This is a genomic window from Ruegeria sp. HKCCA5763 (assembly GCF_013034545.1).
In the GTDB taxonomy this organism is placed as follows: domain Bacteria; phylum Pseudomonadota; class Alphaproteobacteria; order Rhodobacterales; family Rhodobacteraceae; genus Ruegeria.
On record NZ_WQGF01000001.1, the window covers coordinates 543782 to 557313 of the forward strand.

General features: G+C 58.0%; 10 protein-coding genes and 1 pseudogene. 9 read left to right on the forward strand and 2 right to left on the reverse strand.

The window, feature by feature from the left end:
- Nucleotides 1-51: 51 nt before the first annotated feature.
- Nucleotides 52-1791: a serine protease gene (locus GOV89_RS02710; RefSeq protein ID WP_171237381.1), complete on the reverse strand. Its 1740-nt coding sequence runs from the start codon at nucleotides 1789-1791 to the stop codon at nucleotides 52-54.
- Between the two features lie 206 nt (nucleotides 1792-1997).
- Between GOV89_RS02710 and GOV89_RS02715 the strand changes: the two genes are divergently transcribed.
- Nucleotides 1998-2927, forward strand: coding sequence for a glycine--tRNA ligase subunit alpha (locus GOV89_RS02715; protein ID WP_171237382.1), 930 nt, complete (start codon nucleotides 1998-2000; stop codon nucleotides 2925-2927).
- An 8-nt stretch (nucleotides 2928-2935) separates the two neighbouring features.
- Here GOV89_RS02715 and GOV89_RS02720 read toward each other — a convergent pair whose 3' ends face one another.
- The gene (locus tag GOV89_RS02720) at nucleotides 2936-3568 is read right to left on the reverse strand and encodes a MarC family protein (RefSeq protein WP_171237383.1); all 633 of its coding nucleotides are present in this window, start codon (nucleotides 3566-3568) and stop codon (nucleotides 2936-2938) included.
- Nucleotides 3569-3659: 91 nt separating this feature from the next.
- Here GOV89_RS02720 and GOV89_RS02725 point away from each other — a divergent pair, with 91 nt between their 5' ends.
- From GOV89_RS02725 to folP, 8 genes and pseudogenes are all read left to right on the forward strand, one after another.
- A complete protein-coding gene (locus tag GOV89_RS02725; RefSeq protein WP_171237384.1) occupies nucleotides 3660-4184 on the forward strand; it encodes a DUF6446 family protein in 525 nt (174 codons plus the stop codon).
- 26 nt (nucleotides 4185-4210) lie between these two features.
- Nucleotides 4211-4351: pseudogene (locus GOV89_RS22755) on the forward strand (sodium/glutamate symporter); the annotation flags it as partial.
- A gap of 9 nt (nucleotides 4352-4360) precedes the next feature.
- On the forward strand, nucleotides 4361-6580 hold the full coding sequence (glyS, locus tag GOV89_RS02730) for a glycine--tRNA ligase subunit beta (protein ID WP_171237385.1): 2220 nt from the start codon (nucleotides 4361-4363) through the stop codon (nucleotides 6578-6580).
- A 138-nt stretch (nucleotides 6581-6718) separates the two neighbouring features.
- Nucleotides 6719-9211 carry a putative PEP-binding protein gene (locus GOV89_RS02735; RefSeq protein WP_171174715.1) on the forward strand — a complete coding sequence of 831 codons (2493 nt, stop codon included), beginning with the start codon at nucleotides 6719-6721 and terminating at the stop codon, nucleotides 9209-9211.
- Between the two features lie 187 nt (nucleotides 9212-9398).
- Nucleotides 9399-10040 carry a cell wall hydrolase gene (locus GOV89_RS02740; protein ID WP_171174713.1) on the forward strand — a complete coding sequence of 214 codons (642 nt, stop codon included), beginning with the start codon at nucleotides 9399-9401 and terminating at the stop codon, nucleotides 10038-10040.
- A 73-nt stretch (nucleotides 10041-10113) separates the two neighbouring features.
- Nucleotides 10114-11487 (forward strand): multicopper oxidase family protein, encoded by a 1374-nt coding sequence (locus tag GOV89_RS02745; RefSeq protein ID WP_171237386.1) that lies wholly within the window; start codon nucleotides 10114-10116, stop codon nucleotides 11485-11487.
- A 101-nt stretch (nucleotides 11488-11588) separates the two neighbouring features.
- Nucleotides 11589-12509 (forward strand): dihydroneopterin aldolase, encoded by a 921-nt coding sequence (locus GOV89_RS02750; protein ID WP_171237387.1) that lies wholly within the window; start codon nucleotides 11589-11591, stop codon nucleotides 12507-12509.
- Nucleotides 12506-13504: a dihydropteroate synthase gene (folP, locus tag GOV89_RS02755; RefSeq protein WP_171237388.1), complete on the forward strand. Its 999-nt coding sequence runs from the start codon at nucleotides 12506-12508 to the stop codon at nucleotides 13502-13504. The genes GOV89_RS02750 and folP overlap by 4 nt, the downstream gene beginning before the upstream one ends.
- The last annotated feature ends 28 nt before the right edge of the window (nucleotides 13505-13532 follow it).

Below are 13532 nucleotides of genomic sequence, written 5' to 3' on the forward strand. Positions count from 1 at the left end.
AAAAGCGCCGCGCGGGTGCGCGGCGCTTGGAAACTTGCTGGTGGCTGCGGTTTATTCCCAGCAGTGCACCAGAACCGTCATGCCTGTTGCGCGACGGCTCAATTCATTGGGCGAAATCTGTGTGGTTTCTTCGCTGGACAGACCGGACACGCCAGCCTGAGTTAGGATTTCTGTCAGCCTCTCGTTCGTGGCCGCCAGACTGACCGAAGCCGGCAGGCTGCGCCCTTCGGATGGTGTGGGCAGCAGCATCCCGACCACATTGCCGCTGTCATTGAAGATCGGGCCGCCTGCATCACCGGGCTGCGCGTTCAAGGCCAGGCGTTTAACACCTGTCTCACCATTCAGGCCACGCACATCGGCGACTTGCCCATATGTCAGAGTCGGGGCACCCAAAGCCCCTTGATAGGAGAAGCCCGAAACCGCGACGTCGGATTGAAGACGCGGCAGGGCAGCGCTGAAAGCGGCCACGCTCATCGGCGCCAGCGCCTTGGTTGGACGCAAAACCGCAACGCCAATGTCGTTATCGGCCTTGGCAAGCTGCACCTCCTGATCCCCGTCCAGAGTGATCCGCGTGCAATTCTCGACGGCTTCCGAAACTGTCAGAACGGTTCCCTTTTCATCCGCAAAGAAACCGGAACGGGAAAGGCGCGGTTTACGGATTTGCAGGCCGGACATCAGATCAATGCTTTGTGCGGCGTCTGCACCTGCAGCAGCGTCGAGCACCTTGTCTGTGGTGGTAAAACTGGAGGCCATAGCCGAAAGAACCCGCAGGCGGCGCGCCTCGTCCCCTTCGGGCCAGACCAAAGTGAAGCCTTTGATCTGGCCGTCTGTCAGGCGCGCTTGCGTAAAGGACACAACGCCATTGCCGCGCCCTTCAAGGGTAAAGCGGTCTCCTCTCAACTCGCGCTGGCCGTTAAGCGGAACGATTTCCAGCGATTGCATGACCTCATACAAGGCGCGCAGCGTGCGCTTGTCGCCGTCCTGACTGATCAAGAGTATCTTTGCGTTCAGGTCAGATGCGCTGTTGAAGTGGGAAAAGGGGGCTTCATAGCGATCAAAGCGGACAGCATCCAAAGGCAGGTCCATCGTGATCCCAGCCGCGTCATCCTTGTATTGGGCCATCCCAACACTTGTCAGTGGCGCATTATAGTCGTCTATCAAGGCTTTGCGCTGTGCAGTTGTCAGCACACCGGTTGCCTCGTACCCATTGAAACGTTGCCAATCGCCCATTGAACGGCGCGTTCCCTGACCGAAGGCCCCGTCGATGGTCGAGTTGTAAAACCCTTCTGCCTGCAACGCAGTTTGCAGATCCTTGCGCTCTTGCGCGGTCAGCAAACGTTCGGATTGCAGGGCCTGAGCGCGGGTTTCATCCGCGTCCTGAGTGGGTGCGATTGTCAGGGTGTCTTCGGCCTGAGCAATAGGCGCGACGGGTGCCGCTATGGTGCCGCGATTCAGTACGTTTGCGCCGACGGGCCAAAATTGCTGCCCCAGTCCGCTGGAAAAGGCGATGAAGCTGTCACGGGGGATTTGACCCTCGGATCGATAGACCCTCAGCACCTGTTGGGCATCCGGCCGCGCATAGGGGCCGATCACGACCGCATACCATCCGCTGTTCAGTCTGAAGCCGTTCACATCCGGCAAGGCGCGGGCGTAAGCCTGCGCGCGTTCCTGAGCCTCTTGCAGCGTCGGCTGCGCTTCGATCTGAACCCATACGCCAGGGTCTTGCTGCGCGGAAGCGGCGCGCAGGCCGACCACAAGAAATAATAGAAATGCTTTAAATACGCGTGTCATTGTCTGCCTGTGTTCTGCAATGTTTGTGCTTTGGCGCAGAATACGCGATTTCAGGTGCCAATTGCCATGCCGCGAATACGGGGAATTTGCGGTGTGGCCGCGCAGATACAGCCAAGCACCAAAGCCCCGTTGACGCCCCTTGGCCCCTTGCATAGGAAGGGCCAAACCGACCGGAACCGGGCGCAAGGATGCCCAGAGGGAATGCTATGACCGAACCGAACAGCGCACCGCGTTCATTTCAGGAGATTATCCTGCGGCTTCAGACCTATTGGGCCTCTAAGGGCTGCGCAATTCTGCAGCCCTATGACATGGAGGTCGGGGCAGGGACGTTCCATCCCGCGACCACTCTGCGGGCGCTGGGGTCCAAGGCCTGGGCCGCGGCCTATGTTCAGCCGTCGCGCCGTCCGACCGACGGGCGTTACGGCGAAAACCCCAACCGGTTGCAGCATTATTATCAGTATCAGGTTCTGATCAAACCCAGCCCGCCCGATCTGCAGGAGCTTTACCTGGGCAGCCTCGGGGCCATCGGCATCGACATGGACCTGCATGACATCCGGTTTGTCGAGGATGACTGGGAAAGCCCCACCTTGGGTGCCTGGGGATTGGGTTGGGAAGTCTGGTGTGATGGAATGGAAGTCAGCCAGTTCACCTATTTCCAACAGGTCGGCGGGCATGATTGTGCGCCTGTCTCGGGCGAGCTGACCTATGGTCTGGAACGTCTGGCCATGTATGTGCTGGGTGTCGACCATGTGATGGACATGCCGTTCAATGATCCGCAGTCCCCCAGCCCGTTGACATACGGTGACATCTTCAAGCAAACCGAAGAGGAATACGCCCGCTGGAACTTTGACGTGGCCGACACCGAAGTTCTGCTGCGTCATTTCGAAGAGGCCGAGGCCGAATGCGCCGCCATTCTGTCACAAGAGCATGATGATCCAAAAACCGGTAAGCGCATCATCATGGCGCACCCGGCCTATGATCAATGCATCAAGGCCAGCCATATCTTTAACCTGCTGGACGCGCGGGGCGTGATTTCGGTGACGGAACGACAGGCCTACATCGGCCGTGTACGAGCACTGGCGAAACGATGCGCGGATGCGTTCGTTCAGACCGAGGCGGCTGGGTTCCAAGCCTGATGGGCCAATCAGGCCAGCCCCGGCAACAACGCTTTCAGGCCGTCAGCGATCATACTGATCGCGATTGCCGACAAGATCATGCCCATGAAGCGGCTCATGATCACGCGCGCGTTGCCAGAAAGGCGTTCAGCCAGCCATGCCGCATTCCAGAACGTGATCAGCAAAAGGGCGACGACGCCAAGGAATACACCTGCAAAAACAATTGCTTCAACAGGTTTTTTCACGTGATGTGCGTACAGGATCAAGGTCGTGATGGTTCCGGGGCCAACAAGAATGGGAAAGGCCAAAGGGTAGAAGGCGACGGTTTCAGCCGCCGGATATTCTTCTTTCTCGTCATCGGTTCCATGGTGCGAGCTGCTTTCGTTGCCGTTCAACATGTTCAAACCGATCATCAAGACGACCAGACCACCCGCGACTCTCAAATGGTCAACCGTTATTCCGAACAAGCCCAGCGCCTGACTGCCGACAGCTGCAAACGCCCCGCCAAGGATCAGGCAATAGAGGGACGTCTTAACCGCAACCTTGCGCTGATCGGATGCCGACAGATTCTGCGTCACGCTCAGAAAGACGGGCAGGTTCGTCACTGGGTTCATAATGGCAAAAAGTGCGCCGAAAAATCCAACGGCAAGAGTGGATTCCATAAGGTTCGCCTCGGTTCGTTCTGTTCTGCGGAGAAACGTGGCCTATTTCTGAAACACTTGGAAGTACCTGCATAAGGGGAAGCATCGAAAGATGACTGGAAAAATTCTGGCAATCATCCTGCTCATGTCTGCGGCTGTTGCAGGCGCTGGCATGTATTACCTTCAGGTCTACGGGTATTACTATGAAGTTGAGCCCATTCCGGGTGAGGATGTGTTTCTGTCGATCGACGCGGCCCAGCCCTCGGTGGCTATTTCGTATACATCCTTTCAGGCCATCGACGCAGACAGCTCTCCTATCCGGTATCGCGCCTGTTTTGAAACCGATGCTGCGCTGGAAGAGTTGCGGGCCACCTACCTGACAGCGGATGAGGCAAAGCCGCTGACGGCTCCGGGTTGGTTTGACTGTTACGATGCAGTGGCCCTGGCTGATGACTTGAAATCAGGCAAGGCGCAGGCGTTCATTGGTCAGAAAAACGTGCATTACGGTGTGGATCGCATCGTGGCTGTTACCCAAGAAGGCAAAGGCTTTGTTTGGCACGTTTTGAACAATTGTGGCGAAAAGGCCTATGACGGCACCGTCGTCGGAGAAGAGTGTCCTGAGCGTCCTGACAGCTGAATAACCTTGCTGGGCTGGTCCTGAAACCCGCCGCTTTTGCAAATATGACCGGTGTGACACGGCGATATGACCCATCTCCTATTGCCTTTATCGTGCTCCCCCTTGTATCCGCCTTCTTTGTGGATATCGCTAATGCCATCGTCATTCAGACGATCGTCAATTTCTAAGGACCGACAATGCCTGACCTGCTGATCGAACTGTTTTCCGAGGAGATCCCCGCGCGCATGCAGACCCGCGCCGGTGAGGACCTGAAAAAGCGGATCACCGATGGTTTGGTTGAGGGTGGTTTGACCTATGCTGGGGCCGCTGCCTTGACCACGCCGCGTCGCCTGACGCTGGCGGTCGAAGGCCTGCTGGCGGAAAGCCCAACGATCCGCGAGGAACGCAAAGGCCCTAAAGTTGGCGCGCCGGACAAAGCTATCGAAGGGTTCCTGCGTGGCGCTGGCCTGACCCGCGATCAGTTGGAAGAGCGCGACACGCCCAAAGGTGCAGTTTACTTTGCGACCATCGAAAAGGCGGGTCGCCCGGCGGCTGACATTGTGGCTGAGGTGCTGGAAACCACCATCCGCAACTTCCCCTGGCCCAAATCCATGCGGTGGGGCAATGGCCCTTTGCGTTGGGTCCGTCCGTTACATTCGATCCTGTGCATCCTGAATGATGAGGCAGGCGCGCAGGTCGTGCCGCTTGAGGTTGAGGGCATCACATCTGGGGACACAACCGCAGGCCACCGCTTCATGGCGCCGAACCGGTTTTCGGTATCGTCGTTTGACGATTACGCCGCCCAATTGAAACGCGCCTTTGTCGTGCTGTCGCCCGACGAACGGGCCGAGCATATCTGGAACGACGCCCAGAACATGGCTTTTGCCGCCGGACTGGAGGTGGTCGAAGACAGGGGCCTGCTGGCAGAGGTCGCCGGGCTGGTTGAATGGCCGGTGGTGCTGATGGGGCAGATCGACGACGAATTCCTCGACCTGCCGCCTGAGGTGCTGCAAACCTCGATGAAGGAACACCAGAAGTTCTTTTCCGTGAAGAACCCTAAAACGGGTCGGATCGAACGGTTCATCACGGTTGCAAACCGCGAAACCGCCGACAATGGCGCGACCATTCTGGCAGGGAACCAGAAGGTGCTGTCGGCCCGTTTGGCGGATGCGAAATTCTTCTGGGAGAACGACCTGCGTGTCGCCAAATCGGACATCGCCCAATGGACCCGTGCGCTTGAGAATGTAACCTTCCACAACAAGCTGGGCACACAGGCCGAACGGATCGACCGTATCGCCGCGCTAGCCCGCGAACTGGCCCCGGTGACCGGTGCGGATACCGATCAGGCCGAGAAAGCCGCGCGTCTGGCCAAGGCCGATCTGAGTTCTGAGATGGTCTATGAATTCCCTGAGCTTCAGGGGCTTATGGGACGCTATTACATCGAAGCCGCAGGCGAAGACGCCGCCGTGGCCGCCGTGGCGCAGGAACACTACTCGCCGCTGGGTCCATCGGACGACGTACCGACTGCACCGCCGTCGGTGACCGTGGCGCTGGCCGACAAGCTGGACACGTTGACTGGGTTCTGGGCGATAGATGAGAAGCCGACCGGCTCGAAAGACCCGTTTGCGCTGCGCCGTGCGGCGTTGGGGATTATTCGGTTGGTGCTGGATAACAATTTGCGACTTCACTTGGACAGATACTTTGACAGTCAATTGGTGCGGGCGGAAAGCGCCTCAAACAATGCATTGAGGTCTGAAAGCATCAATGATCTGTTGGACGAAATTGCAGAGCATGGCGTATTTGGCGCGGCTTTCCAGACGTTTAAAGAGAAACTGGGAGAGCTGCCCAATAGCGATTTCCTGAGCCTGGAAAAGAAAATACCTGACACGTCAGACGACCTCCTCTCCTTCTTCCACGATCGCCTCAAAGTCTTCCTCCGCGACGAGGGCATCCGTCACGACATCATCGACGCCTGTATCGCGATGGATGGCAATGACGACCTCAACCTGTTGGTCAAACGCGCCTGTGCTCTGAACGCGGTGATCGCGACCGAGGACGGCGAAAACCTCGTGCAGGGCTTTAAGCGCGCCAACAACATTCTGACGCAGGCCGAAGAGAAGGACGGGGTCGAATACTCCTATGGTGCGGATGTGAAATTTGCCGAGACAGACAGCGAAAAGGCGCTGTTCGCGGCGTTGGATCAGGCGCAGGCGCAGATCGAACCGGCGTTGAAGGCCGAGGATTTCCCGACCGCAATGGCCGCCATGGCTGCGCTGCGCGGACCGGTAGATGCATTTTTTGAGGATGTACAAGTCAACACCGACAATGACATTGTCCGGCGTAACCGTCTGAACCTACTTAGCCAGATCCGCCAGGTCTGTTCCAGCGTGGCTGATCTGACCCGGATTGAGGGCTAAATAACTGGGCGCGCTGCAAATGCGCGCCCACAACACCCTTGCGCGAAAGGCGCAACCGCTTATGCTGCACGCAAACCAAAAGGTGCTGCAGTGCAGAATAATCCGCATACTACGCTCATAACGTCCGACGCTCCTGTCATGGCGAACACTCATGGCGGGCGGGCCAAGTGTTTGCAACGGCTGGTCCGCCTCGACCTACCGGTGCCGCGCACGGTTGCCCTGTCTTTTGAGTCCGTACATCAAATCGCCGAAGGCGAAATTCCGGATCTGGCCGCGATCCTGGAACAGTTTGACCCGACGACGTTGCTATGCGTTCGGCCCAGTTCCGAAGACCCGGATTGGGGCGGGCCCGGTGCGGTTCTGAACATCGGAATGAACGATGCGTGCTATGTGGACCTTTCCGAAACCATGGGGGCCGAGGCTGCAGCGGCGCTGTATCTGAGATTTGTGCAAAGCTATGCAATCCACGTGGCGCGTCTGGACCCCGATCTGTTCGATGACATCGAATTGGACGGGAGTGAAGGTCTGAGCCAGTCGTTGCGGGCCTATGAAGACGAAACCGATGAAGCCTTTCCACAGGATCGCGGAGAGCAATTGATCGGTGTTCTGCGGTCGATGGCGCGCGCATGGGATGGAACCTCGGCGCGCTTGTTGCGGCAGGCCAAAGGGGCTCCGGCGGATGCCGGGCTTGGGCTGGTCATTCAAGAGATGATCCCCGGTGTAGGGCAAGGGGAATGTGGTTCCGGTGTCTTGCAACTGGTCGATTCCACAACCGGGATGCCGCAGATCACCGGACGCTACCTGAGCCAGAGTCAGGGTCGGGATGCTCTGGGCGAAGACGTTGCCGCGCTGTTCTTGGAGAAAGACCCGCGCGGACCATCGCTTGAGGAAGTGGCGCCAAAGGCTTTTGCAGAACTCAAGGAACAAGCCGCTTTGATGCGCGAAAAGCTGCGCGAAGAGATGCAGGTTGAGTTCGTCATTCAAAATGGTGACGTACACATTCTGGACGGCGTGAGGGTGCAGCGCAGCGCCCGTGCGGCCATGCGGATCGCAGTGCGACTGGCCGAGGATGGCATAATCCCGCAGCAAGAGGCGGTCATGCGTGTGGACCCTCATGCGCTGAACGAATTACTGCACCGTCAGGTGCACCCTGACGCCAAGCGCGACGTGCTGACGACGGCCATCGGGGCCAGTCCCGGTGCGTCGACCGGCAAGATCGTGTTCACCTCGGCTGAGGCGCAGGCCAGTGCCGCGCGTGGTGAAGCTTGTGTTCTGGTGCGCCGCGAGACCTCGCCCGAGGATGTACGCGGGATGCATGCGGCCGTGGCTGTGTTGACGGAAAAAGGCGGGATGACCAGCCACGCGGCAGTGATCGGGCGCGGCCTTGGTTTGCCCTGTATCGTCGGCGCGTCCGACATGCGGTTTCAAACAAAGAAAAAGATGCTGACCGCTCAGGATGGGCGTGTCTTCAAGACCGGCGATGTTCTGACCATCGATGGCAGCTCGGGCCAGGTTCTGGCAGGGCAGCCTGCGATGCTCGAGGCGGCGCTGGACGATTGTTTTCAGACGCTTATGGCCTGGGCCGATGCAGAGCGTGACATTGATATTCGCGCCAATGCTGACACGCCTGCGGATGCGCAAACAGCCCGGAATTTCGAGGCACAGGGGATCGGCCTGTGCAGGACCGAGCATATGTTCTTTGATCCTGGTCGTCTGATCGTGATGCGCGAAATGATTTTTGCACAAACCTCGTCCGGTCGGGCGGCAGTACTGGAACGCCTGCTGCCAATGCAACGCGAAGATTTCGTGCAACTTTTCCGGATCATGGAAGGTAAGCCTGTCTGCATTCGACTGTTCGACCCTCCGTTGCACGAGTTTTTGCCCACCACCCGCAGCGGGCAAAGGGAACTGGCCGAAGCGCTTGACTTACCAGTCTCGGATGTTGAGCGGCGGGTTGCGGCCATGAGCGAGTACAACCCGATGCTGGGCCTGCGTGGCGTCCGACTGGGTGTGACCGTTCCCGAAATCTATGACATGCAGGCGCGCGCAATATTTGAAGCCACGCTGGAGGCCCGCCAGAACGGTGCCGCGGTCGTGCCCGAGGTGATGATCCCACTGGTTTCGGCAAAGCGCGAGGTTGAGTTGGTCAAATCCCGCATCGACTCGGTCGCGGCGGCTGTTGCGTCGGAACAGGGGCAGGAGTTCGACTATCGGCTGGGCGTAATGGTCGAAACCCCACGCGCCTGTTTGCGCGCGGAAGAGATCGCCCCACAAACGGCATTTATGAGTTTTGGTACAAACGACCTGACGCAGATGACCTATGGCCTGTCGCGGGACGATGCCGGTCGATTCATGTCGGCCTATGTGCAACAGGGTGTCTTTGGTGAAGACCCGTTTCATGTCCTTGACCCCGATGGGGTGGGGGAATTGTTGAAACTGGGGGCGGAAAGAGGGCGCGCTGCAAAACCTGACGTGACCCTGTCTGTGTGCGGCGAACATGGCGGAAACCCCGAATCAATCGCCATTTGCCGGGATTTGGGGTTTGACTACGTGTCGTGCTCTCCGTTCCGGGTTCCGGTGGCTCGGCTGGCTGCCGCTCAACTGGCGATTTCGTCCAGACTTGGGGGTTGACAGGACCAGGTATCCCAAGGATTAGTGGGGTACATGGTCACTCGTGGGCGAAGTAATTCTTCGCGACGGGCGATTTTCCACTTGCTTTTTTCAAAAGGCTGGACCTTTGCGTCTGGTTGCGTTAGATGCCTCGTCGCGCCCGCCGGGGGAGGGTATGGCGCGTGAAGTGCCTGTGCGAGGTTATCTGATGCTACGTTATATACTGGCTGCTGCCACATTGGCGGCAACCGTGCTGCCAAGTGCGTCCTTCGCCGAGAGGGAAGCAACCGAAACCGCAAAGCAAGAGCTTGTGGCCCGTAACGAATTGCCTGGCCAACGGTTTCGCGATTATTTCCAGCTGTTCCAGCCGCGTAAAGCCGCTGAGCCTGTTGAAGTGACCTATTCCAAGGATTGGCTTGATCAGCAACCTAAAGCAGCTGGTGACGACAACTGGAAGTGCCTTTCCGAGGCGTTGTATTTTGAAGCGCGTGGTGAAAGCGTCCGCGGTCAGTTCGCTGTGGCTGAAGTGATCCTGAACCGTGTCAAAAGCGGTCGTTTCCCGGATTCGTTGTGCGGTGTCATCCGCCAAGGCACAGGGAAAAAATACCAGTGCCAATTCACATACACGTGCGATGGCCGCAAAGAGGTCATCCACGAACAGAAAGCCTATGAGCGCGTGTCGAAAGTGGCCCGTGCGGCGATTGATGGCGTCGCAAAAGAACTGACCGAAGGGGCAACCCATTACCACACCACTGCAGTTCGTCCATCGTGGTCACGTGTCTACAAACAGACCGCGCGGATTGGTGTGCATATCTTCTATCGCCACAACTACCGGACAGCGAGCAACTGATTGACGCACCCGCGCTGGAAGCTTGGTGGCGCGATGCAAGTTGCAGTCTATATTACGGGCCAGGAGGCCCGTAATGCTATTTACTCGAAGGCACATACTTAAAACTGCGGCGGCAGCGTCTCTGTTGCCGTTTGCGGCCCGGGCCGGATATCTGATGCTCGAGGCGCGCGAGGCGCAGCAGCGCGTTGCGCCCGACGGGTTTCCTGACACCACAGTTTGGAGCTTCGATGGCACTGTTCCGGGAACCACCATAAGGGTCGGGCAGGGCGCGCGCGTTCAGCGCCAACTGTTGAACGCGCTACCCCAGCCGACTTCGGTCCATTGGCACGGAATCCGCATAGACAATTCGATGGATGGTGTGCCGGGCCTAACGCAGGATGTGGTCGAAACGGGCCGTTCATTTGATTACGACTTTGTCGTTCCTGATGCGGGTACGTATTGGTATCACGCGCACAACAGGTCAATGGAACAGGTTGCACGGGGCCTTTACGGGCCGCTGATCGTCGAGGAGGCACAAACGCCAGATGTCGATCAGGACCTGATACTGATGCTGGATGATTGGCGGTTAGACCCGGAAACGGCTCAGATAACAGACGATTTCGGCAACGGCCATGACCTGAGCCACGCAGGTCGGCTTGGCAATATCGTCACCGTAAACGGATCGTTTGATCCAGCGTTTTCTGTGCAAAGACATCAACGGCTTCGATTGCGCTTGATCAATGCCTCTAACGCCAGGATCTATGATCTGGATATTGATGGTCTGTCCGGGTGGATCGTTGCTTTGGACGGTATGCCGCTGGAAACTCCGTTGGAACTGTCAGGATCGTTTCCACTGGCGCCTGCACAGCGTGCGGATCTGATTGTCGACGTTGTCACCGAAGGTGATACAGCAAGTCTCGTTAGTGTGGAAAGGGACGGTGCCTTTGGTCTGGCGCGTTTCGACGTTACAGGCGATGCAGCAAAGGCGCAAAGGCAGAGCGTGTCAGCATTGCCGCCTAACCCTTTGCCGGAAATAAAAAATATTGAAGACGCGCCTTTGCACAGAATGGTTTTGCAAGGCGGCGCGATGCGATGGTTGGAAGGCGCCAGACTTGGTGAAACTGAATTGTCGGGGCAAGAGTTGGCGCAGCTTGGCCGGTTCTGGGCGCTAAATGGCCGTGCTGAACGCCCTAAGGATCCGTTTCTGGATGCAGAAATCGGCAGTCTGCACCGTGTTGAATTCGTAAATGAAACGGCATTTCCGCACGCGATGCATTTGCATGGTCATCACTTCAGGCTGATTCTGGGTGATGGGTCGTTTGGCCCCTGGAGGGACACTGTTTTGGTTGGACGAGGGCAGACTCGTCAGATCGCTTTGGTCGCGGACAATCCGGGGGACTGGCTGTTGCATTGCCATATGCTAGGACACGCCGCATCCGGTATGATGAGCTGGTTTCGGGTCACCTGACGCCGCAATCGGCGGTTGGAATGGCGTTTGTATAAGTGCTATAGGCCCCGGCAACGCCTATAGTAGGCATACTTTGCAACGAGCCCAAAAAGGCCTGACCTATGAGTTCTGAAATCCGCCTGGCATTCGCACACCCGTCCGAGAGATCCGAGGCAACCTCAACCCGGGGGCCGCTGGATCGGATTTCGCTGCGCGATCACATCGTCGAAGTTGAGATCGGTGCTTTTCAGGCTGAGCGAGGAACCACCCAAAGGATTTGTTTTAATATCGTGGTCGAGGTGCGCCCGCTGGCCGCCGAAATTGACGACGACGTGGACCGCATCCTGTCCTATGATCGCGTCACCGAAGCAATTGCATTTGAGTTGGCCGCAGAAAGATTGAACCTGCTTGAGACGCTGGCCGAGCGTGTGGCCGAACGCATCTTGCTCGAACACCAAGCCGTAAGGGTTTTTGTTCGCATCGAAAAGCTGGATCGTGGTCCGGGTGCGTTGGGGGTCGAAATCGTGCGCGGAAAGGACTCGGTTCATCACGACGTGGTCGAGGAAGAACGCCCGCATCCGCGCCTTGTGTACCTGTCGAACGAAGCCATTTCCTCGGACAACCTGACCGGTTGGATTGACCAGTTGGAAAACCGTCAGCGTCCATTGATCCTTTGCGTTGGGGCGTCGGATTTGGCTGCGCCCCAAACTGGCCACGCGATGACGCAGCGCCGTATTGATTTGCTGGCCATTGAGCAGAATGCTTGGGTTCTGGCGGCACGAGATCACCGTTGTGTTGTGGTTTCGACCCGGACGGAACTGGATTGGGCGATGAAGAACGGCCAGATTTGCGTCTGGGCCCCTTCAAAGATCGTTTTGGACGCTGTGGATGGCCCGTCTGCCGCACCATCGGATGCTGTAGCCCTTGCTGCCTGGTTCGCTGCGACCTTTGAAGCCAGCGAAATGCTGGTGATCGGCGGGGCATTGCCGAAAGAACCCAAAACGCCTTTGCGCGCCGTTGCCGTGGATCAGGCCCTGCTGTGAGTGTTTACTACAGGCCACTGGTTCAAAATGGCCCGGCCCGCCCTGCAGGTGCCGTTCCGCTGGCAGGGCAATCGCTCTGGTTTACCCATGTTGAAGCTCTGCGGCGCGGGGGGGACCGTGAGATTGTTGCGGTATCAGAGGTTCCTTCAGACCATCTGGACCGTTTGACCCAGGCGCGGGCAGACATTGCAGGTCTGGACATGCAGGTGCCGCATATCATGGGCATTCTGAATGCCACGCCAGACAGTTTTTCGGATGGCGGCGTCCACAGCTCGGCGGAAGCCGCCCGTATGGCCGCTGCTGGAATGGTTACGCAAGGGGCGACCATTCTGGATATCGGTGGGGAATCCACGCGCCCAGGTGCAGATTTTGTTCCCGCCGAACAAGAGATTGCCCGCACCCGCCCTGTGATCGAAGCGATACGGTCAGAAACGGACGCTCTGATCTCGATCGATACGCGCAAGGCCAGTGTGGCCAAAGCTGCCTGCGATGCCGGGGCCGGACTGGTGAACGATGTCTCAGGCTTTACCTTTGACGCTGATCTGGCACCGTTTTGTGCGGCGCAGGGCGCACCTGTTTGTGTCATGCATATGCAGGGCGACCCGGCCACGATGCAGGACAATCCGCACTACGACAATGTACTGCTGGATGTGTATGACTTTCTGGAGAACCAGATTGCTCTGCTAAAGGACTTTGGCCTCAGCCGCGATCAGATCATTGTTGATCCAGGGATTGGCTTCGGCAAGACCGAAGACCACAATCTGACCTTGCTGCGGAATCTCAGCCTGTTTCACGGTTTGGGCTGCCCGATCCTGCTGGGCGTGTCACGCAAAGGTTTCATTGGTTCGATTGGGCAAGAGCCGTGCAAGACGGCGCGTGCACCGGGATCAATTGCGGTGGCTTTGGCAGGATTGTCTCAGGGCGTGCAAATCATTCGCGTGCACGACGTGGCCGAGACCTCTCAGGCCTTGCGCCTGTGGGCTGCTGTCCGGTAATCCGGTCTCAAGACAAATCACGGAGTGA